The sequence below is a fragment of the Lacrimispora xylanolytica genome (assembly GCF_026723765.1).
GTDB classification, from domain to species: domain Bacteria; phylum Bacillota; class Clostridia; order Lachnospirales; family Lachnospiraceae; genus Lacrimispora; species Lacrimispora xylanolytica.
Genome location: NZ_CP113524.1, coordinates 1542482 through 1564094, shown reverse-complemented (window position 1 = coordinate 1564094; position 21613 = coordinate 1542482). Strand labels below are relative to the sequence as shown.

Below are 21613 nucleotides of genomic sequence, written 5' to 3'. Positions count from 1 at the left end.
GGCAGAGTCAACCAGAAAGTGTGAAAAAAATGACAAAACTATATTCAATTGGGGAAGTATCACGTATTTTAAATATTCCGATAAAGGCACTTCGGAATTATGATCAGATCAACTTGCTGAAACCCTCTCAAACAGACGCTTTCACCAAGTACCGTTACTATAGCTATGATCAGTTTTTTATTATTGACGTAATCCGTTATTTAAACAAAACACTTAACGTTCCACTGGAAGATATTAAAATTTTAATCCAGGAAGGCAACGGAATTGATAAATTGTTAACGATTTTAGAGTCCCATCAGAACCAGCTAAATCAAAAAATCAGTGACCTGGAATATTCCAGAAAAGTAACCGGCAGTCTCATCAATGATTTGAAGCATCGAATGAAATATCCAGAAAAAATTGAAATATTTGAACAGTATCTCCTTACCAGAAATCTATACTATAATGAACTGGATGTTTCCATCTATGATCTGGATAAACATGTAAGCCGCAATACCATGGATGGCTTTAATAAAAGCAACAGCGAAACAAATATCATGTGTACTTATTATTCCATTCCAGAGCTGAATGCGGACAATCACCTTAAAGTGAAAGGGTTTGGTATCTTTTCCGATCAGAAAATACCTGGCCTGTCATGCAGAATTCTTCCCGAAGGCCGTTATCTGACGAAACGCTTTTTATACTCTGAGGAAAATCTGGTTCTTGCACTCAATGAGATGATTGAATATACAAAGGAGCGGAATATCTGTATTGATAATCACGCATACCTGGTCTCTAAAATGGTAAACGTATCCGCAGCTTCCAAGTACAATTACTATATGGATTTACAGCTGCTGCATTTGCTGAATGAAAATGAGTAAAAAATATGACCGGAATGAAAAAGCCTCTTTCATTTATGAAAAAAGCTTTTTCATTCCGGTCATCATGGCAGACTTCACTCCCCCATGGTATCAGGAAAAAATCAGGTACTGTCTTGGATCAAAGCCCAGGGTTTTAAATTCAGAACACAGATAATCAATGCGCAAAGGCGTGATTTTAATCAGGTATAAGGCAGTATGCAATTTTTTTAAGTTCTCCGGCGGAATCATTTTATATGCCAGTAAATCCATGTATTCTGCCGTCCATGGTTCTACAAGCGCGGCTGTGCCCGTGACCTGCATTCCTCCCAGCTGGCCAAAACCAGTATAGCTGTTAAAAATGGCAAGGCAAACATTATGATTTCCTTCCAGTCCCCGAAATTTAAGCCCGCCTTCAGAAAACAGCCAAAATTTCTTATCCTTAAATTCGTACTCAATGGGAGTACAGCGAACAAAATCGTTACAGCCCGTAGAGAGTGCACAGGTGTTGTGCCCCTTGATAAATGATTCCATATGTTGCCATAGAGTAATCTCGTCCATTCGGACGGACTCCTTCTCTTTATCCAGCCAATAGCTGGCAGCTTTCTTATAATCCATGAAAAATCCTCCTTTGATTTCGTCCAGTACCCACCTGTAAGTAACCATATTACTTCATTGTATGTATTTACTTTTCTTGTCATGTGCTCAATCATAAGGGCATAGACAAAATGTGAAACGATCTAATGGTTCCATAATTAAGCTTTCTCTATTCCGGCTGATACGATATACTATAGTTATCTTAGCCAATAAGGAGAACTATATGATAACAGTATCTGAAAAAGCATTGTCTCATCTTTGCCATTCCTATGGAATCAAAGAGGCCGATCTTAGCTTTTTAGGGGGCGGACGGGAGGATTCTGATGGTATTGCATATTCCTACCATAGTAAGGGCCAGAAAAAGGTGTTGAAGATTTTAGCCTTTGAAACACCCGGAACCAAGGAACTTGCTGCACTGGAAGAACGGCTGACATTTGTACAGTATCTTGGAGAAAATGGAATTGACATCGCTTATCCGGAAAAAAATGAAAGCCGCAGGCTCTATGAGACGTTCGAGGATGAGAAACATATCTTTCTTGCCTATTCCATGAAGTTTTGTGAAGGCAAAAGTCCGGATACCAGCCTGCTTTCTACAAAATTAAGCTGGCACTGGGGCAAATTAATGGGAAAAGCCCATCGTTTAACAAAGAACTATCCTATTTGGAAAAACATTACCGTAAATCCCTCCCAGTTCGGGCACCAGGACGAAATACACTTTTTTACCAATTGGTGCAAAGACGAAGGGGTAAAGGAAGAATGGCGGAGCATGGAAGCAGGTTTATCGAAACTTCCCATTGACCGGAATACCTATGGCTTTATTCATAATGATAATCACAAAAATAATATCATAACTAAGAATCATCAGATTACACTGATTGATTTTGACTGTTCTTCCTGTAACTTTTTCCTTCAGGATATTACGGTTCCTGCTCAGGGGATCATGTTCGACTTATCTGGAGGTATGATGAATGAGGTTTATAACAAGGAACCATTGAAACGCTATTTTGACTATTTTATCAACGGCTATGAAACAGAAAACCATCTGGATGAGCTATGGCTGGATCAGATTGATGTCTTTTTTCAATACCGCAGGCTTCTTTTATTTACTTGTATGCAGAATTATTTAAACCACAATCCAGATTTGAAAAAGAACTTTCTATTCATGATAGAATCAAAACCAGAGATATTCCGTAAACTGTAGAAAAGAGCTTGACGCCCAATGATAAAAATCAGTGGACGTCAAGCTCCTTTTTATAGAGATCCTTCGCTTTAAAGGACCAATATCCATATAAAATTGCCATAAAGAAAAAGAGTATCATCGGCGCAACCCTCAAAATTACAAAGGGTGTTTCAAAGAGAAATGCCTTCCAAAACAGAGAACCAGGCATATCCCAAAGCCCGGGAGTAAAATACCAGCTTTTCACATTCCAGATTTTCCAGTTATCTGAATTTAATAGAAACAGCCAGGTGATCATTAACATCAGGGAAGCAAAGCATTGGGAGGAATATCGTTTGTACCGTCCAGCTTTCGATTCTTTATCTGAAAATATATCATCTGTTTGTGCCCTTCCTGGTATGGGAAGAAAGTATTGGGAACCGGAATAACGAGTTCCGTAAACATGTTCCCAGCCTGCGTCCTCAAATAAGGCACAATAGTCTTCAAACTGCTTTTTGCCAGAAAATGTACGGTAATCAATTCTGTAACTGAGACTTTGTGGTTCCGCTTCCCGAAACGTATATACACCAAGGGTATTGTATTTTTCCAGATAATATCCCTGTTGTGCCATATCATTCAAAAACTTTTCTTCATTTACAAAGTCTGGAATAATTTTAAATTTTTTCATCGTTCCTTGCCTCCAAGCTCTATTCCTTCTGATATTTGAATCAGGTGTCTTAACCGCTCAATTTCTAGTTTCAATAACTCTTTTCCATCCGGGGTCAGAGTATAAACCCTGCGGCGTTTGTCTTCGCTTTTTACTTCAATAATCAGTTTCTGCTTTAATAAATTTTCTATGGCTCCGTAAAGTGTTCCAGCAGCTACCTTTACTTTGTTTTCGCTTAATAACTCAACGTTCTGCATGATGGCATAGCCATGGGACGGAGTTGCCAGAGACAGCATAATGTAAAACGTCGTTTCTGTGAGAGGTAACAGCTTGTTATAATTCATTATCATTCTCCTTTATATCGTATGACTTTATATCGTTTAATTATATATAGTTAAACTGTACATTTTGATTATATATCGTCCAACTGTATAAGTCAAGTAAAAAAGAGGTATTCTTTGAATTACCAAAGATTACCTCTTTTCTGTATCCACTATAAATAAGTAAATTGCAGTATATGATTTTAGCGAAACTGGTTTAACAAACGGATAAAATGATTGGCTTCTCTAAGCACATGGTCACCAAGAAGGGGTAAAATAATACTGCGTATTTTGCATTCAGAGATTCCACTGGTACCGGCTTCCTTGAAGTTCTGATACCTAAGAGTTTCCTCCAGAGTCTCTCCTGTAATCTGTTCCATGGTTGCATCTGTGGCATTTCTGGCCATTTCCAAAAGATCTGCGTACTCATGAGCAAAGTTGTTTGATGTATTAATCAGCTCGCCTTCCGTGGGATCTAATAATCCCCGGATGAATAAAGCATGCTCCATCATGATCTGATCCCAGAATAGTTCTGTATCTTTTACATCGTTATAGGGATACTCTCCACTTTCCAGCGCGGCAAGCTGACTCCGGTACATATTAGCTTCCCTCAAAATATGATCAATGAGCAGCGGATAATTCATGGTAAACATATTGCATGCCAATACTTCATTTAATACTCTTGTCTTAAATTCAATCAGGCCGTCCAGCAATGGTATGGTCTGAGTATTTAACTGTCTTACCTGCTGTACCATATCCGATGTGATTTGAGGATTCTCAAGACCATAAAGGTCCGCTTCCATTCTCGTAATATCCTGATTGATTACGATACCAGTAAAATTCTGGGTCTTTTGTTCCGTACCTAAGGTATATTCAGTTACGATTTCACCGGAAGATACCACGTTGGGAGTAATGATCCCATTGCCTAAAACGACTGCATGATACAAAACATTCTCGAATTGTTCTTTGAACTGATCTGCTACATTGCTAAAGTTGGGGTTTGCAGGCGTAAATCCGGCTTCCAGAAAAATAGAATGTTCTTTCATGATGCGGCCGAAAAACAAATGTAATTCCAGAGATAAAATGACGTATTGCTGTTGATCGATCATTCATAACTTCCTAAAACAGTTTTTAATATAATATGATTGAAAGAATGATTCCGTACCTTGGTCTTCACTAAACATCTCTGCTGCAATCAGTCCTGACATCAGCTTTAAAATCTTCATATTTTCATCAAACTTCTATTTCACTGAGACATTTTCATTGTCTTTTATATAAAATCTCCAGGGAAAGTCCTTTGCTTCCTCTGCATAATCAATACCAACACGTTTTGTTGTTACGATGTCAAACTCTTCCTTGATTCCTCCTTCTATATATAACTCATTGCTGCACAAATCCATTCCATTTAAACTTCTGTCTATGGAACATGCTCTGCATAGTTTTCCCGGTCCGTTTGTAAGACTTTTTCTCTGGCTTTTAGTCAGTACTTCATATGGCGTTCCAAATCGCTTTTGTGCCATCCATTCCAATCCCTCCATAGGTTCAACTGCTCTGATTAAAACGGCCTGGGGCGTTCCTTTCTTATTCACTACCACATTAAAACAGGAGTGCATGCCGTAAATCATAAAAACATAGGTGAATCCAGGCTCTCCGTACATGACTTCCACTCTGGGCGTTCTTCTTCCCTCATAGGAATGGGCTGCCTTATCTTCCACTCCCATATATGCTTCTGTTTCAACGATTTTGGCAGAAATCCTGTTACCGTCAATTTCATGAACAAGTACCTTGCCAAGAAGCTCCCTCGCTACTACAATCGAATCCCTATTATAAAACTCTCTGTCCAGCTTTTTCATTCTTACCGCCTTTTATTTATTCACATTCATTTATATTCAAACGTCCATCTCTTAACAGAAGGAAAGCCTTCAAAATAGTTCTGTTTTTGAAGGCTTTCCTTGTATTATGTTATTCTACGTTCAAAAAATTATTCATGGATATAGGAACAGCAATAATCTGCCACATCATCGGCAGAAACCTTAAATTTACTGTTAGAAGGAACTTCAAATGCCTGTCCTTCCCCATAGCTAGTCCAATTTTCTTCCCCTGGCAATAAAACATGCAGTGTTCCTGCCAGCACTTCCATCTTCTCTCTCTCGTCGGTACCAAATTCATATTCTCCAGGAAGAATAATTCCAAGTGTTTTTCTTGTACCGTCTTCTAAGTATACGGTACGGCTGGTTACTTTCCCATTGTAATATACATTTGCCTTTTTAATGACTGTTACATGCTCAAACATATTCATGATGAATCCTCCGCTTTCCACTCAAATCTTATGCTATGATGTTACTAATTCTAATCATGAGTCCGCTGTTTCTCAATTACATAGGAAGCACCTGATCTTAAAGAAGATTCTACACTATATATTTCATTCATGCAATTTCATAATTCACGAATTTTCGGAATTTTCTGCTCCATAATTGGACATTTCTATGATTCGTTCTCTCTAAGCAGAATATCCGCGATTCGCTTGCTGGCAAAGCCATCCCCATAAGGATTACTGGCCTGACACATCTTATTGTAGGCCGCTTTATCATGAAGCAGGTTTCTTATGGATTGGTAAATTGCTTCTTCTTTCGTTCCTACCAGGCAAAGTGTACCTGCTTTGATTCCCTCCGGCCGTTCTGTAGTATCCCGCAGGACAAGTACTGGTTTTCCAAGGCTTGGCGCCTCTTCCTGGATTCCTCCGCTGTCCGTTAATACAAGATAGGCTCTTGCAAGAATATTGTGAAAGTCAAGTACATCCAGAGGCTCTATCAGATGAACCCGTTCCTCATCCTGAAAAACAGAACCTGCAATCTCTCTGATGAGAGGATTTAAATGGACGGGATAAATGACCTTTACATCAGGATTTTCTTCCAGAATCCTCTTAATCCCGTGAAAGATACCCTCCATGGGTTTTCCTATATTCTCCCGCCTATGAGCAGTCAAAAGGATTATTCTGCTTCCCAAGGCCCATGTCAGCTCCTCATGGCTGTAATCCTTTCTTATGGTTGTTTTTAGGGCATCAATGGCGGTATTCCCAGTCACATATATGTTGTCCTTATCTTTTCCTTCTTTTATGAGATTTAGTTTTGCCTGTTCCGTCGGTGCAAAATGATACCGGGCCACAATGCTGACTGCCTGTCTGTTATATTCTTCCGGATAAGGAGAATAGATATCATAGGTTCTAAGCCCTGCCTCTACATGGCCTACCGGAATCTGTAAATAAAAGCTGGCAAGGGCCGTGGCAAAGGTCGTGGTGGTATCCCCGTGAACCAGTACCAGATCCGGTTGCTCTTTTTCCAAAATGGCTTTGATCCCATTTAGTATGTTGGCTGTAATTTCAAACAATGTCTGTTTTTCCTTCATAATGGAAAGATCATAATCCGGAATTACATCAAAAGCATTTAGCACCTGATCCAGCATTTTCCTGTGCTGACCTGTGACCAGAACACTTACCCGGGCATTTTGCCGTTCTTTTAACACTTTGATAAGAGGGCACATTTTAATGGCTTCCGGCCTTGTCCCAAACACCACCATAATGCGTTTCATGCTATATCACCTCGTTTTCATTTTCATCTGGTATATTCATAAGCCAGCATAGCCATGATCTGATCAAAGGCAATGATACCGGTTCCATCGGTCATGCCAAAGGCTCCATGGTAGGCATAAGATGTATTAACAATTCTCATGATCTCCATTTTCTTTAAGGCTTTTCCCTGCAGGTCTCTATCCCCAATTTCTCTGGCGATCATAGCTGTCAGAGCATAGACAGCTGTTGAATCATATTGATAGCCGTTTACTGGCTGTCCTTCCACCGTATAGCGTGCTTTGATTCCTTCCCCTGAAATCTCTTTTTTCAGCCAGGATATGCTTTCCTTAGGAAGCATATCAGCTTCTGCCAGATGTAACAGCGTGACCAATGCCTCCGCCGTATTTAAATCGTCCCTCTCATACTCCCTGGTCTTAAAATTATACCAGCTATAATACAAAGGAAAGCTGTCACTGATTCTGCCTTCCTCAATCAGCTTTCTGGCTTTTTCATATGGTTCCTTTAGGGTCTCATCCCGCTTTGCTAATTCAGACATTGTCTTAAGATCTCCGTAGCATAGAGTGAACCGCGTTGCGTACTGCCTGTACTTCCTGTCGTAAAAATCCACATACTGTCCATTGTTTACCCCATACCTGACAATTGCTGCGGTGTAATCTTTAATTGCTTCCTCATAACCGCCCCATACCTGGTTTGCTGCTATGAGGGCACTTACAATTCTGAAATCATCAAGCAGAGCATTGGAATCTGCAGGCATATCTCCTGAAATCTTCCAGGCGGTCAGCCCATATAAATTCATCTTACCGGTAATAAAGGAAAAGACTTTATCAAACAGCTGTTTGTTATTATTTAATACTGCAAATTCCAGCATCCCCCCCTGGGACTCGCTCAGAACGTCGCTCCTTTCTGTTTCTTCTCTGGAGCTTTCATAGCTTGTGTGGATTCCGCCTTTGTCATCCATCATATTTCCTGTAATAAAATCACAGGTCACCTTACCGCTTCCTTCTATGGTATCCTTTAAATATCCTTCCAATACAGAAGTTTCTATGATCTGTCTGGGACTCCATGCCCGGATGATTCCCTGTTCATCAAGAAACAAGGAGGTAGGAATATTGTGTAATCCCAATGTTTTATAGGCAGACAGACCATCGTCATAATACGTATTTAAGTCTATTCCCTGCTCAGTTAAGTACTGACTGGCCCTTTCCTTTGTTTCTTTCTTATGATCCAGCCTATTGATCAGTAAAAAATTAATATCCCCGTATTTTTCAGCCGTCTTAAGTAACTCCTTCATAACCGACAGCTCCTTTTGACAATCCGGGCACCAGCTGGCCCAGAATGTAAGGATGGTCGTTCTTCCTTCAAAGTCCCGGATGGATACCTTTTTTCCGCTCTCATCCTGAAATGAGATATCCGGTATTTTTTCATTTAAATTACAGTATTCCGGCAGCAGGCTTGTTGTATCATCAAGAAAATTATCCTCTGTCTTTTCTTCCTCCCTTTGATTTAGCACCTGTTTTTTTGCTGTCGGGTATACAAGAAGCAGTATGCTGCCTGAAATTACAGTGACAGCCAGAATACAGAGGATGGCAAATAAGATTTTTTCTGGTTTTGACAATGGATGAACTGGTTTCATTTTGGTTTTCTCCAAAGATTTAATTTGGGGGGCTTTCTCGTATGCTTTAAGTTTCCTGCTGTCTTTTTCTTAAGAGCATTCACTTTTTTTAATAATTCCTGATTAGACCTTTCCAGGGTTTGTATCTTATTGATTAATTTGTCTCTTTCCTTCTCATGAAATTTAGGAGGTATTGCTTCTGTCTCCCTATTGACATCATTTTCTTTTACAGGAGCGTCTTCCATGTATTTCTTAGAAACGGTTACAATCACATTCCCTTTATCAATGGCTGATTTCATATCAAAGGCATTGGTCATTTTATGGTAGCGGGTTTTAATTGCCTCATGCTCCTCTTCCTCAAAATGCTTTAACGCAAGTTCTTCCTTAAGCTTTATTTTATCCCTATCCTGCTTTATAAGATCCTGGGAGGTTACAAATCCTACGGCATTTTCAAAGATATATCCAATTCCCACGGAAGCAACGATCATAAAGACCGGAAGCACATGAAAATGATACCGGTTCTGGCTCTCCACCAAAAGGTGCATTCCTACCGTTCCAAGATAGATAAGAATAGGGACATACAGATAAGAAGCCCTTCTCTTTAGCAGATAAATGAAGGTCATAAAGGAAAATAATGCAAATACCATATAGACCATATGGTTTGTTTCTCTGGACTCAATGAGAAAACCTGCCCGCTCTGGAGTCAGATGATTCTGCTCCTTTAAAAACGCCTGATTCCAGGTAACACCGTAATCATCATTTCCCCAAAGTAATTCATATTTGTTGATAAATAAATCAAACAAAGCCTTTGGATCTTCCTTGATACGCTTCATCGCTTCCTTCCGGCAGGCAATCTGAGCCTCTATAGGAGAACCGGTACGTTCCAGATTTTCATATAAAAACTTAGAATCCTCCTCATTCCAGCCGCCCCTTGATTTCTCATTTAACCCCACCAGAAGATTGTAGCCAACGGATTCTGAAAAGGAAGGAACGGAACGGTTAATGGTAAGCTCCGTATTTGTAGTTAAGACGTTTGACAGGATCAGATAGGAGGCCAGAATTAAAATCCCCCGGACCCAGCCTTTTCCCAAAAGCTGCACCAAAACAGGAATGCTGTTCTGAGGTATATTTGGCAGCCTCATTTTCAGGGGAAGTATACATATGAGAATGGCTACTAAAAGAATCAATGCCATCGGCCTTATGGCAGAAGTAACTGCAATCAGACAGCCTAACAGAATATGAAGGAGAAGCCCTCTCACTCCATGCTTGGTATCCCCGTGATAATCCATAACAAGATGAAGAAATAAAAGGAGAGATAAATAAAGGAAAAAAGAAAAGGAATACTCAGATGCCAGCATATTGATATAAAGGATCTGAGACGGCCAAAAAGCTGCTGCAGTCAGTGCAATTACACCTGGAAGCCTGCCACCTATTTTCCTGGCGATTCGATAAATAACTAAAACGGTTCCAACAGAAAACAGAACATTGGCAAGCTGTCCATTCCATACACTGGTTCCAAATAGAACAAACACCTGTTTTAAGATGTAGCAATAACCAATGATATGAGGAAACATGGCAATGTAGTTGCAATATCCCTCCCCTTTCTCCTGTAACGTACCACGTTTCATCATTTCTGCCACTTCATAATAAGTTTTGTAGTCAGAGGCCGGCTCCATAGGAAGATGGGTTATCACTGCATAGCGAAGGAAGAAAGCCGCCCACAGGATTAAAACTACATAAGCACCTTCCATCACAGACATGAATGTTTTTTTCTTTTCCAGCTTCGTCCCAATATCAAGCCTTGCTAACAGCAATGCGATAAAATGAACTCCGACCCAGGTAAGGAAAAAGATGAGAATGAGCATGCCTTTCCTTGCATAGGGATATTCCTGACTATTTCCTATCTCCGAAACGCCACAGATCAAAATATAGGCAAAGCCCACAATGGACAATGAGATGCATAAATAATAGAACCAGTTTTTTTCTAATTTCATACCATTCCTCATTCAAAACTTGTTATTCGTCTCGTTTCCGATACATACGGATACGCAGCAATATGATGATAACCGCAACCAGAATCAAGGACATGGCTGAAGTTGCGACAATGGTAAATATCACAGACCTTTTGTTTTGAACCAGTTTTTCCATAGGCGCTGGTTCTGCATTCGCTGCTGTGCCTTGAATGAATTGAAAGGCAGTGATGCTGGAATCAGGTGCAATGATCACACAATCCTTCTTAAGCTCATCCCTTTTTTTGCTTTGCCTTAGATATTCCTGGACGCGAGATATGGACTCGCTGCTGCACCCGGTAATTGCAAGTAATCCCCGGTTTAAGGAAAAGGGAGATTTTATCAGCTGCATGATTCCAATCTGGCCTGCGTAGTCTCTTGATAAAATAAGCTGCTCATTGCTTTCAAATCCTGTCCCATCGGGGGTATAATGGAAGCTTAAGCTATCATTGATCTGGGCGATCAGGCTATTATCAAGAAACGTCCCCACAGTTATGATATTATAATCCCCATCATCCTTTTGAAACTCACTTCCCTTTCTTACGAGCAGGCTTCCATAGGGCTTTATTCCGCTGCCATACATAGCTACAACCTGCCCAAGAAGGTTCAGTTCATCTCCAGAAGGCTTATCCGGTATTATTAGCATAACCTGATTAAATTTCCCCTGACTTCGAAACGGGGAACCTTTTACATCAAAGGAAAGATTTATCCCATTAGAAGGAGGTAAGAAAAGAGTGGATTCTTTGGAAACATAAGCCCATGGCATATCACTTTGTCTAGGTGTGCAGATCAGATCTGCAATCTCTAAATCAAAGGATATCTTTATGCTGCTTGCAGCCGTACCTAAAATATCCCCTGGCATTTCAAAATTCAGCTCGTCTCCGGAGGCATTTTCCTTGCTTAGGCGTTTACTGGAAATTGGTATCTCTCCCCAGGATACAGTGACTAGGGATCTTGTAAAGTCAAGATTCTCGCTGTATCTGAATTTTAATGCTACTTTTCCCCCTTCTGAAAGCACATAATCTCCAGTTACGGGAAGATAGACGTAATTGTCCTGGTGAAAGGGACCGACAAACATCAGTCCGCTGCCCATAATATCCTCCAGCGTATAATTTCCTGCCATCATGTCGCTTTGCTTCCCTGCGTTCATGGCGATCTGACCGCTTCCTTTTTCTATGACAGCAGTCTGACCGCTCTCCTGCATCACCCGGTTTTCATCCATAAGCATATTGGAAGCCTCTATCAGGCTATCTTCTTCCATAGACGTTATAATGAGAAGCGGTCTGCCCTGAGAATCATCGGTAAATGTTACGGTGGCATTTCCAGTGGAATCAGGAGCTTTGCCTACCAGATTTTTATATTCCGCAGGAAGGTTATCGTAGGCAGATACCAGTATGGTTCTGGTGGTATCTTTATTTGCTGCATCAGATAAAAGGCATACTTCAATCTCATTCTTAGCTTTCGTCTCAGAGCTTAAGTCCGCCATTATATTCATAGCCGCAGCTACCTCTCCACTTACAGCCTGATCGGAAACAGCAATAGTAAGACCTTTTCCTGTGGGATTATAGGTGGACATAAAAGGATAGGGATAATATGAAATCCGTTGCTCCGGGTCTTTGACCTCATAACCGCTCCTGATATGGGATGTATCATAAATCCGAAGCCAGTTGGCATCCGAAGCATCATCCACACAGCCTTCCTCATCAAAAAGCCTGGCATAAGCAGAAATGGTCAGGGAGTTAAAACCGGTACGAATTTCACTTACCGGTATCTTTACGTAGAGAATCTGAGGGCTGCCATTTTTATACTCCAGACGGTAAGACTGAATGGGCACACCATTGACTGACAGAGTTATGGAGGAGGCCTTTCCTTCCAAAAGCTGGCTGACATCATACTGAAGCTGGGCATAAACATACTTTACATCCCAATAACTGGGCGCAAAGAAATAAAGATCAGCAGACGAATAAATTCCTTTTAAGGTTTTCTGAGTAAAAAAATCATCCTGGGTATAGGTGGTGGGCTCATGGGCCGGCTCAGTCACTTCCGGCGGGGCCGCTCCCTCCGGATCAGCAACCGGAAGGAGGGGCGCCTGACTTTCAGTTTCCGGCTGTCCTTTACTTATCACAGTCTGAGCAGTTGGCCTTATTTCTGCATATACTCTGGGTGCCAGCCCTTCTAAGATGAAAAGGACGAGTACCAGAGATACCCAAAGCTTTTTTTGTATTTTCATCATCATCCTCGATTCTTCCGCAAACGGCGGCATATTCTCCAGCTTATTGCTTAGTATTCCCAGTTTTTTTCTCTTTCCTCTTCCCACCTGCTTCTTCAAAGCGCTCTGTTTTATCCCATATGACTTCCTTGTTAAAAAGCCTGTCCTGAACGCCCTGTATCATTCCGTTTAAAACCACCAGCACCCATAGCTTTGCATAGGTAAACAGCATAACAAAGGTGAGTAACAGGTTGCTGAAATTAAACTCATTTTTTTCTACCGATAGGGTAATTGCAACATTTAACACAAATAACAGAATGGCCATCTCCCAAAGAAGGGAAGAGAAGCCTCCCAGGGTCACATACCAAAAACCCAGAATTCCCATGACAAAGATCAAATCGGAAAAAACAAGGGAAGTAAACATCAGAAGGTAGACCAAAGCATAGTAAATCACATCAAGCCTCATTCTTCCGGCTTCCGGATCAAACGCATATTTAAAATTGCTTTTCAACACATATAAGTTTCCCTTTACCCAGCGGGTTCTTTGTTTGAACCACTGTTTTAGGATCTGAGGTTCCTGCTCCCAGGTGACTGCGTGGGGGATAAATTTAATATAATATCCCATACGGTACAAGCGAAAACTGATTTCCGTATCCTCTGCAAGTGCATTGACATCCCAGCCACCCATTTGATCGATCAGCTCTCTTCGGATTACATAGTTGGTACCAGGTATGGTACACAGCTTAAAAAAGAAAAAACGTCCGGCCTGGTTCATGCACTGATAGGCAAGGGTTTCGATGTTAACAAATCTGGTAAGCAGAGACGCATACTTATTCCTGGTCCTGAATTTACCGATTACAGCACCTAATTTATCATCTGACATCAGATTCTCTACGAGAATTTTAAGCGCCTGCCGTTCCGGGGTGTTGTCTGCATCATAGATTGCGATTACTGTACCTGACGCCACGGAAAGTGCGATGTTCAATGCATTGGATTTTCCCTTTCCTCCCACAATATTGTCCGTATTGATTACAATGATTCTGGACTCCGGATTGTCATGCTGTATCTGTTTCAGCACCTCACTGGAATTATCCGTAGAATTGTCATTGACCACAATGATTTCATATTTATCCCTGGGATAATCAAGCTTTATCAAGGCTTCCATGGTCTTTTGAATCACAATACTTTCATTATGGGCAGGAACCATGACAGTTACCATTGGATATTCCGGAATTGCTTTATGACCATCTGTGCGGTACATCCTCATAATATAGAGAAAACCGCCAATGGAAAGCATAATATTTAAAAACATCAGTCCCCATATGGCAAAGATGGAATACAACGCCAGTACATCGACAATTGACATATACCCTCCCACAAATTAAAACATTCAAAGAAACAGATTTTTTAACCCTGGTCTTTCTCTTTTTCTCCACTCCCAAAGAAATAATTTCTGCGGTTGTTGTATCTGGCAAACAAGATAAACAGGAGAAAAACCAGAGAGGTAATACCCACCATGAAAATCAGCAAACGGTTTTGAGATGTTAAGTCCTTGGAAAACCGCTGGAGCATATTTCTGTGATAATCAAAATTTTTCACATAAGTGCTTGGAAGAAAGCTCAAATCCTGTTTCTTTTGATTGAGAATCAGACCTTGATTTCCATACGTCATTAAATCCTTTTCCATCCAGTAGCTGTGTTCCATGTCCCACAGGCTTTTTAAAGGAATCCTGGAGCTGCGGCAGGCATTGATTTTTAACAGGATTTCAGATGGATCCGCTTCCATGGAAATCCAAACTGCAGTGGAATAAGCGGAAACATAGCTTGTACCAAGGTCGTCAAGAGCCACAGAACTGCCAATCCACTGATGGCCGTCTTTATAGACCTCATTGGTGTTTCCCTCTGATGCATCAAGATAAGAATCCTCCTCGTTGGAGGTAACGATTGTCTTAAAATGCCTCATGATCTCAATGGTATCCGGGTGAAACATCCAATTACGGGGCACCTGTAAGGCAAGAGGATACACTCCCTGTTTGTTGTAGATTGAGAGGGCCTGTGCCAGATAATCCAGAACAACATTTTTATCAAGGGGATTCATCTGATTGATGGGAGTATTGATAATAACTGCCCCTCCATTTGCCTGGGCATACCGTAGAATCTCACAAAAGCGGACCATAGCCGGATAATCCCCATTCACATACATGGGCATGACTGATATGACAAATGGTGTCTTTCCTTTTACCAGCATTTTAACCACGCCCATCAGCTTTTCTGGATCCTCATAAGGGTAAACCTTATTAACTATAATATATTGAGGAAATATATTGGGACTTCCGTTAAAGGGCCATTTCCACTGGGCCACTTCTTTTATGAATACAGCCTTTATCAGTGGATCATCGAAATCCGTTACCGGTAAATGAGTCAAAGCCCCTTCTCTTGCACAAACATATCCTTCTTTCTCACTTACAGTAAGTCCTCCATTTTTATAACTTAAGTTTTTTAAAAACAGAAAAAACGGTTCCTTTGCCATACTGGACCGCTGGCTCAGATCATCAAAATTATAACGAATCTTACCCGTTGTACTTTTGATGTACTCATAAGACTGGTCCCTTCCTGTCTGATCAAGGTATGCCTTTAAAAATTCATTGCCAACAAAAAAGATATGACTTGCTTCTTTCGTCTCCCCGGTGTGATTCTCCTCGTACAATCTAAGCTTTTCTGGAAATTCACTGGGGTACGTGGTGATATCGTAACAGATGACATAAGAGAATTTATTTAGGTCATCCATGCACTCAGAAGCAGTTCCATAGCTTACTTTAAAGCTTTGATACGTGAGGATTTCAACCATATCAGAGACCATCCTCCCAGTATTCTTATCAGAACCGTCACTGTAAATAATGAGAATATCGCCTTTTTCTATCTGCTTTTGATCCGCGGCCCAAACCGCTGGCTGACAGTATAATGCGGATAAGACATACATGGCAAAACCAATTATCCATCTTTTACACATCGTATTGAAGTTCATTTTCTACCCTTTGCTTAAATTGCATCATGTCATCTCCAAACTCTTCCTTACTGTATTCCATGCTGGCCATTTTCACTTCTATCTTAATGGCATGATCGGCAATGTCAGAAAAAGCATCCCTTTCTGAAATCCGGCTTCGCAGCCTCCCCATAGCAATTTCGCTTCCTTCCTTGTCACAGGTCATAATGATTGCCAGACTTCCTTTGTGATCGGTAGAGTAAGTCTTGTCCTCTACCCGGACGGTGTCGGATACAATCTGAGCCAGACGCTGTATCACCCTCTCATAATTCTGGCGTGACAAAATGCTTTTAAGCTCTGATTCATATTTAAGCACGATGACCATGAGAGACAGGGGGAGCTTGTTTCTTTCTGCATAGGATACCTGAATATACAGATCATGATACAAGCTTCTTAAGTTATATAGCTTTGTAAGTGGATTCACCATGACCAGTTCCTCCACCTGCTCCCTTAAGATATCATTTTCCAGTTCCAGCTTTCGATTGCCGGAAACAAACAAATACATGGCTGCTACGGATAGTATAGGAAGAAATATCCACACAAAGCTGATCAGTGGAATTTCCGTCTCATAGGCAAGAAACAGATACAAGCGGTAAGCCGTATAAATGAGGACCTCCAGACCTGACAGCACAATGGACAGACCAAACAGCTTAAAGCCAGTGAGAAGTATTGCTAAAAAGATGAAAAGAAGCATAAGCACGGCTTCAAAAAGCAATGGTTTGGGCGTGTAGCTCACGGTCAAAGCCCCTGTAAACAGACAGGCGAGCAATAAGACCAGCCCCAGATCCTGGAACAGATAGCCATACGATTTATGCTTTGTCATTTGTCCTTTTTCCTCCTATTCTTCTACACCTAAGACAACCAGATTCCATACTTTTTAAACGATCTTTATCTTATGCTGCAGCTCCGCAAACACACAATATGTCATAATATCAAGGGAAAGTCCCACCAGGAAGGTGCGCTGAACCATTTCAGCATCACCACTGCCAATAATTACGATGATTGACTGGGATAACAGCACCCCTAAAACAGTAATAAGCATATCTAAAAAAATGGTATTGCTCCGATTTTCTCCAGGCCGAATGGAATACCCTTTGTAAAACAGGAAGAAGATAAACCCCGTAAGCACAATAAGATAACCAATGGTTTTAGGCGCCGACATCATCTTAAAGGTGCTCCAGCCTGACCAGAAAAGACTCTTCGCCTTTAGGGGCATTCCCGCAGATATTTCATAATTTCCGCAGCTTCCTCTTCTGATATCCATTCCTGCCCCAATGGAGACATCAATCATTCCTAACATGCTTCCCGGATGGCGAAGGTAATAGACGGCTATGTCAGAAGCCGAGTATTGATCCAGAAACCCATGGTACAAGGAATCATCTCCTGCCTTTACCAGGGGCAGATAATCGTAAGCCGAGGAATCGGTCAACAGCTCATAAGAAGGATTGATTCCGAACTCCTCAAGGGTTTCTGATGGACTTGATGATACAAATAATACCCCTCTTGTCATTGCATGCAATTTGCTGGTCTCACCGAAATCAGATGGATAGATGAAAATACATAAAATAGAAATCAGGCTGAGAACAAAAGCAGTTCCTATGCAGCTAACTCCCCAGATAAAATTTCTTCTTACAAAAATAAGCCTGATGACATATATGGCAAATAAAAAACCAAGAACTGCACATTGACGTCTGGAGCTGAGTAAAATGACAGCCGAGAATAAAAACAGCATCAGACTAAAAAAATCCCGGTAGCCGGACCGTTCTTTTTGAAAAGACATAGAGGCACCAACACAGTAGAGCATTGCAATGAGCCATATGGCTTCCGGATAAAAGGAGTTAAAGTAGGTTACGTATCCGATATCAGAAAAAATTACGAGTCCGGCTGCCGCAATCAATGCTCCCTCGGTAAATTGCCTCACCCGCTTACATACCTCCCGAATCAAGAGATACACGGCTGGAAGATAAAGGATCAGATAAAGAAGTCCTAAAAACCGGATATCAAAATAATGGTCTCTTGTAAATAAATAATCCAGTGACTTCGCTATCCTTAAAATGATTACCTGACTGTTTATAGTCTTGCCCGGCATATCCTCCCCCGATGCAACGGTTGAGTAGGTTTTTATAAAATAATTGTTATAAATGAGGTCCGGCTCTCTTTCTATATAGTAAATACCAGCTGATCTCATCACCTCATCGGTGGAACCGTCTCCTGCCACTCCAAGATAATTAGGTAAAAAGAGAATGACAAAAGCAATTATCGCAGTTATGACTGTAACAAGAAGAGCCAGCCGGGATGGGGAATACCTGCCTTCCATCTTAAAATTCACATTTCTTAAAAATCCCCTGATCTTACTCAGAAACGTCACGAATCTGGTAAGATGCCTGGCTGCAAACGACTCTTCACGATTCTTCATGCTGTTTCTCCAAAAGATTATTTGTTTCCACGTTATACCTGGGACGCTGTTTTACTTCTATATAAATCTTTCCGATATAAGTTCCTATGAGGCCAACCGACAAAAGCTGAACCCCGCCGATAAACCATATGGACAAAATAATAGAGGTCCAGCCTGCTACTACTCTTCCCGATAAATAGGAATAAAACCCATAGATCGCTGCCAGAATGCTAAAGAGCACAATCAACAGGCCAAGATTCGTAATCATGAGGATGGGCTGAATGCTAAAGGAAGTTATACCCTCAAAAGCCATAGAAAGCATCTTGCTGAAAGGATATTTGGATTCTCCGGCAATTCTTAATTTCCTGTCGTACGTAACGACTGTGGATCGATATCCAATCAAGGGGATGATTCCCCTTAAAAAGAGATTTCTCTCCTCATAACGGGAGAATACCTCTACGGCCCGTTTGGACATGAGCCTGTAATCTGCATGGTTGTATACAATATCAATCTTCATTGCCCGCATTAACCGGTAAAAACCAAGGGCAGTTGTTCTTTTAAAAAAAGTATCGGTATCTCTTTTCTTTCTGACTCCATAAACAATGTCATAGCCCTGAATAAATTTATCTACCATCTCCTCTATGACAGAAACATCATCCTGCAAATCAGCATCAATGGATACAATCATATCTCCGTAATCCTTTGCCGCAAGAAGTCCTGCTGTAAGCGCATTTTGATGACCACTATTTTTAGCCAGCTTTAATCCATAGACAAAGGGAGACTCTTTATGATACTCCTCTATGATATTCCAGGTCTTGTCTCTGCTACCATCATCCACATAAAGAATAAAGCTGCCGCGCCCCACTTTCCCCGCTTCCACCAGCCTTTGTATGATGCTAATCAATTCCTTATTGGTATATGCAAGTGCTTCTTCTTCGTTATAACAGGGTACTACAATACAAAGTCTGTTCATACAAAGTCCCTCTTTTGCTTCAAGTTCTCTGCCTTAGTCAAATCAAATGGATTTGTTTTATTTTGCCACATATTCTCTGTAAAATACTCCTTAAACACATAAAAAAACCAGTGCCAGGAATTCCATCCTGATACTGGTTCATCTTATATCTGTTTTCGGTATTAAATTAAACATGAAAATTGCATCTGTAACCAGAAGTGGCTGCTTCTACTTTACTTGATGTTCTTCCAGATTATTATATTTAGAACTTAAAACAATAACATCAATACGTCTGTTGCTTGATCTTCCTTCTGCTGTTCCATTATCCGCTACCGGCTTATATTCTCCGTAGCCTACTGCAATCAGCTTATCCGGCGGAAAATTGCATTTGTTAATAAAGAGCTTTACCACATTAACTGCTCTGGCAGTAGATAATTCCCAGTTGGAAGCATAAGGGCTTCGTCTGATGGGAGTATTATCTGTATGGCCTTCAATACGTATGTAGTTATCTGTTGTATTCAGAATACTTGCAACTTCTATCAAAGTATCCTCGTGTTTTTTTATCTCTGCACTTCCCGATTCGAACAGTACCGCATTGTTTAACCGGATTACCAGACCACGCATGTCAATCATGGTGGAAGCAGACTGGTCCATACCATCTGAGTGGATTTTATTATCAAGCTCTACCTTTAAAGCTTCCAGTTTTTTAAGTTCATATTCTCCGAAAAAGCTCTCAAGCTCACTTTTTGTTTCAATATTTAAGGGGCCTCCTGACTGGGGACCACCGCCACCACCGCCACTGCCGCTTCCTGACCCATTGCCAGTGTAATTCTTATCCATGTTGGCTGCGGCGAACTGTTCTGACATCTCCTGTGCTTTACTGGCATCAATCTTACTAACCGCAAAAAGTACAATGAAAACTGCCAGGAGAAGAGTCATTAAGTCGGAATAAGGCAGCAGCCAAGCTTCTCCAGCTTCCTCTTCCTGATGTGCATGCTTTCTCTTTTTTGACATTCGTAATCACCTTATCCCTTTTTATCTTGTCCGTTAATTTTATTCTGAGTAGATTTCGGTAAAGAGGCAAGTAATTTCTCTTTTAATATAAACGGAGAATCTCCATTCTGCATGGATAAGATACCTACTATAATCATTTCTTTTGTCATTATTTCCTGCTGGCTTTTAACTTTAAGCTTTTTTGCAAATGGATTCCATAATACATAGCCTGTAAAGATACCTAAAATAGTAGCAATAAATGCTGCAGAAATCGCTTCCGCCATCTGGTCTGTATCATTAATATGAGACATGGCTGCAATCAGACCGAAAACCGCACCCAATACACCCAGGGTAGGAGCATACATACCAGCTGAGGAGAAAATACTTGAATTGATTTCATGACGCTTTTCGATTCCCGCTATTTCCGTTTCCAAAATCTCTTCGATCAGTTCTGCTCCAGTACCGTCGACCAGCAATCGAACCCCTTTCTTTAAAAAAGGATCCTTAATCTCTTCTACCTTAGCTTCCAGGGATAAAAGACCTTCGGAACGAGCCTGCTTCGATAAATTATAGATTAAGTCGATCAACTCAGCCTCTGATGCTTCCTTCTTATTTGTAAAAAGGATCTTGAACAAAGAGCCGATTTTTTTTAAATTTTTGCCTGGAAATGAATTTAAAATCGTCGCGATGGTGCCAACAATAATTACAAAAAAGGCTGCCGGATTTAAAAGTACAGCAAAATCAATGTGCTTAAAAATCATCGCTCCAACAACGGCGACAACTCCGACGATAACGCCTAGGATGGTAGTTAATTCCATAGTTTCTCCTTTGTAAATACAGTTTAGTTGTTATGTATGTGGCTAAACTTAGTAATTCCAATGTGCCAATCCGTTCTAGTATAATATATTTGTTACTAATCTTGTGTTAAATAATCGTTAAATCTCGTTTTTTAACTGTTTTTCGACATATTCACACTTTTTCACTCTAATTGTTTGTCGAATGTAAAAATACATCTGAACTTAGGAACAAAGGCAATTACATGCTGCCGTCATAGATTTTATATAGTCTACCACATTTTAACTTTAAAACCAATCAATTCCTAAATAATTAATAATTTCACAAATTACATCAGATCAAAAACCTCCATTCTATGGGAAATTCTTTCTTAATCCCATGATCCCCTTGCTTTCAATCAGGATTTCTAAATCAGCCTGACTGCCCTTCATTAGACCCAAA

19 protein-coding genes are annotated in these 21613 nt (G+C 40.7%); 2 read left to right on the top strand and 17 right to left on the bottom strand.

Going from position 1 to position 21613, the window contains the following annotated elements; genetic code table 11:
• Positions 1-29 precede the first annotated feature (29 nt).
• A complete protein-coding gene (locus OW255_RS07445; protein WP_268116203.1) occupies positions 30-860 on the top strand; it encodes a MerR family transcriptional regulator in 831 nt (276 codons plus the stop codon).
• Positions 861-950: 90 nt separating this feature from the next.
• On the opposite strand, the gene OW255_RS07440 is transcribed toward OW255_RS07445, so the two are convergent.
• Positions 951-1454, bottom strand: a complete 504-nt coding sequence (locus tag OW255_RS07440) for a pyridoxamine 5'-phosphate oxidase family protein (RefSeq protein WP_268116202.1) — start codon at positions 1452-1454, stop codon at positions 951-953.
• A gap of 202 nt (positions 1455-1656) precedes the next feature.
• On the opposite strand from OW255_RS07440, the gene OW255_RS07435 reads away from it, so the two are divergent.
• Positions 1657-2634, top strand: coding sequence for a phosphotransferase enzyme family protein (locus OW255_RS07435; protein WP_268116201.1), 978 nt, complete (start codon positions 1657-1659; stop codon positions 2632-2634).
• 28 nt (positions 2635-2662) lie between these two features.
• On the opposite strand, the gene OW255_RS07430 is transcribed toward OW255_RS07435, so the two are convergent.
• From OW255_RS07430 to motA, 16 genes are all read right to left on the bottom strand, one after another.
• Positions 2663-3277: a DUF2812 domain-containing protein gene (locus OW255_RS07430; protein ID WP_268116200.1), complete on the bottom strand. Its 615-nt coding sequence runs from the start codon at positions 3275-3277 to the stop codon at positions 2663-2665.
• The gene (locus OW255_RS07425; protein ID WP_024836551.1) at positions 3274-3600 is read right to left on the bottom strand and encodes a PadR family transcriptional regulator; all 327 of its coding nucleotides are present in this window, start codon (positions 3598-3600) and stop codon (positions 3274-3276) included. Before OW255_RS07425 ends, OW255_RS07430 begins: the two co-directional genes overlap by 4 nt.
• 179 nt (positions 3601-3779) lie before the next feature.
• A complete protein-coding gene (locus OW255_RS07420) occupies positions 3780-4685 on the bottom strand; it encodes a DUF2935 domain-containing protein (RefSeq protein ID WP_024836557.1) in 906 nt (301 codons plus the stop codon).
• A gap of 132 nt (positions 4686-4817) precedes the next feature.
• On the bottom strand, positions 4818-5429 hold the full coding sequence (locus tag OW255_RS07415; RefSeq protein WP_268116197.1) for a DNA-3-methyladenine glycosylase: 612 nt from the start codon (positions 5427-5429) through the stop codon (positions 4818-4820).
• A 128-nt stretch (positions 5430-5557) separates the two neighbouring features.
• On the bottom strand, positions 5558-5875 hold the full coding sequence (ppnP, locus tag OW255_RS07410) for a pyrimidine/purine nucleoside phosphorylase (RefSeq protein ID WP_024836559.1): 318 nt from the start codon (positions 5873-5875) through the stop codon (positions 5558-5560).
• A gap of 185 nt (positions 5876-6060) precedes the next feature.
• Positions 6061-7164, bottom strand: a complete 1104-nt coding sequence (gene wecB, locus OW255_RS07405) for a non-hydrolyzing UDP-N-acetylglucosamine 2-epimerase (protein WP_268116195.1) — start codon at positions 7162-7164, stop codon at positions 6061-6063.
• Between the two features lie 23 nt (positions 7165-7187).
• Positions 7188-8798, bottom strand: coding sequence for a TlpA disulfide reductase family protein (locus OW255_RS07400; protein ID WP_268116193.1), 1611 nt, complete (start codon positions 8796-8798; stop codon positions 7188-7190).
• On the bottom strand, positions 8795-10771 hold the full coding sequence (locus tag OW255_RS07395; protein WP_268116192.1) for a glycosyltransferase family 39 protein: 1977 nt from the start codon (positions 10769-10771) through the stop codon (positions 8795-8797). Before OW255_RS07395 ends, OW255_RS07400 begins: the two co-directional genes overlap by 4 nt.
• Before the next feature lie 22 nt (positions 10772-10793).
• Positions 10794-13115 (bottom strand): cellulose biosynthesis cyclic di-GMP-binding regulatory protein BcsB, encoded by a 2322-nt coding sequence (locus OW255_RS07390; RefSeq protein ID WP_268116191.1) that lies wholly within the window; start codon positions 13113-13115, stop codon positions 10794-10796.
• Entirely contained in the window at positions 13060-14361 is a 1302-nt protein-coding gene (locus OW255_RS07385) for a glycosyltransferase family 2 protein (protein WP_268116190.1), read from the bottom strand. The genes OW255_RS07390 and OW255_RS07385 overlap by 56 nt, the downstream gene beginning before the upstream one ends.
• Positions 14362-14402: 41 nt before the next feature.
• Positions 14403-16004: a DUF2334 domain-containing protein gene (locus OW255_RS07380; protein ID WP_268116188.1), complete on the bottom strand. Its 1602-nt coding sequence runs from the start codon at positions 16002-16004 to the stop codon at positions 14403-14405.
• Positions 15997-16860: a diguanylate cyclase domain-containing protein gene (locus tag OW255_RS07375; RefSeq protein WP_024836566.1), complete on the bottom strand. Its 864-nt coding sequence runs from the start codon at positions 16858-16860 to the stop codon at positions 15997-15999. The genes OW255_RS07380 and OW255_RS07375 overlap by 8 nt, the downstream gene beginning before the upstream one ends.
• Positions 16861-16914: 54 nt before the next feature.
• Positions 16915-18453, bottom strand: a complete 1539-nt coding sequence (wsfD, locus tag OW255_RS07370) for a glycan biosynthesis hexose transferase WsfD (RefSeq protein ID WP_268116186.1) — start codon at positions 18451-18453, stop codon at positions 16915-16917.
• Positions 18440-19405 carry a glycosyltransferase family 2 protein gene (locus OW255_RS07365; RefSeq protein ID WP_024836568.1) on the bottom strand — a complete coding sequence of 322 codons (966 nt, stop codon included), beginning with the start codon at positions 19403-19405 and terminating at the stop codon, positions 18440-18442. Before OW255_RS07365 ends, wsfD begins: the two co-directional genes overlap by 14 nt.
• A 207-nt stretch (positions 19406-19612) precedes the next feature.
• The gene (locus OW255_RS07360; RefSeq protein WP_024836569.1) at positions 19613-20398 is read right to left on the bottom strand and encodes an OmpA family protein; all 786 of its coding nucleotides are present in this window, start codon (positions 20396-20398) and stop codon (positions 19613-19615) included.
• A gap of 11 nt (positions 20399-20409) precedes the next feature.
• The gene (motA, locus tag OW255_RS07355; protein WP_024836570.1) at positions 20410-21195 is read right to left on the bottom strand and encodes a flagellar motor stator protein MotA; all 786 of its coding nucleotides are present in this window, start codon (positions 21193-21195) and stop codon (positions 20410-20412) included.
• Positions 21196-21613 lie beyond the last annotated feature (418 nt).

Coding starts and splice junctions, on each gene's coding strand:
- OW255_RS07385 (WP_268116190.1), bottom strand. CDS start 14,361: ATGTCAATTGTCGATGTACTGGCGTTGTATTCCATCTTTGCCATATGG.
- OW255_RS07365 (WP_024836568.1), bottom strand. CDS start 19,405: ATGAACAGACTTTGTATTGTAGTACCCTGTTATAACGAAGAAGAAGCA.
- OW255_RS07435 (WP_268116201.1), top strand. CDS start 1,657: ATGATAACAGTATCTGAAAAAGCATTGTCTCATCTTTGCCATTCCTAT.
- OW255_RS07445 (WP_268116203.1), top strand. CDS start 30: ATGACAAAACTATATTCAATTGGGGAAGTATCACGTATTTTAAATATT.
- OW255_RS07425 (WP_024836551.1), bottom strand. CDS start 3,600: ATGAATTATAACAAGCTGTTACCTCTCACAGAAACGACGTTTTACATT.
- OW255_RS07430 (WP_268116200.1), bottom strand. CDS start 3,277: ATGAAAAAATTTAAAATTATTCCAGACTTTGTAAATGAAGAAAAGTTT.
- motA (WP_024836570.1), bottom strand. CDS start 21,195: ATGGAATTAACTACCATCCTAGGCGTTATCGTCGGAGTTGTCGCCGTT.
- OW255_RS07420 (WP_024836557.1), bottom strand. CDS start 4,685: ATGATCGATCAACAGCAATACGTCATTTTATCTCTGGAATTACATTTG.
- ppnP (WP_024836559.1), bottom strand. CDS start 5,875: ATGAATATGTTTGAGCATGTAACAGTCATTAAAAAGGCAAATGTATAT.
- OW255_RS07360 (WP_024836569.1), bottom strand. CDS start 20,398: ATGTCAAAAAAGAGAAAGCATGCACATCAGGAAGAGGAAGCTGGAGAA.
- OW255_RS07400 (WP_268116193.1), bottom strand. CDS start 8,798: ATGAAACCAGTTCATCCATTGTCAAAACCAGAAAAAATCTTATTTGCC.
- OW255_RS07440 (WP_268116202.1), bottom strand. CDS start 1,454: ATGGATTATAAGAAAGCTGCCAGCTATTGGCTGGATAAAGAGAAGGAG.
- OW255_RS07380 (WP_268116188.1), bottom strand. CDS start 16,004: ATGTGTAAAAGATGGATAATTGGTTTTGCCATGTATGTCTTATCCGCA.
- wsfD (WP_268116186.1), bottom strand. CDS start 18,453: ATGAAGAATCGTGAAGAGTCGTTTGCAGCCAGGCATCTTACCAGATTC.
- OW255_RS07395 (WP_268116192.1), bottom strand. CDS start 10,771: ATGAAATTAGAAAAAAACTGGTTCTATTATTTATGCATCTCATTGTCC.
- OW255_RS07375 (WP_024836566.1), bottom strand. CDS start 16,860: ATGACAAAGCATAAATCGTATGGCTATCTGTTCCAGGATCTGGGGCTG.
- wecB (WP_268116195.1), bottom strand. CDS start 7,164: ATGAAACGCATTATGGTGGTGTTTGGGACAAGGCCGGAAGCCATTAAA.
- OW255_RS07415 (WP_268116197.1), bottom strand. CDS start 5,429: ATGAAAAAGCTGGACAGAGAGTTTTATAATAGGGATTCGATTGTAGTA.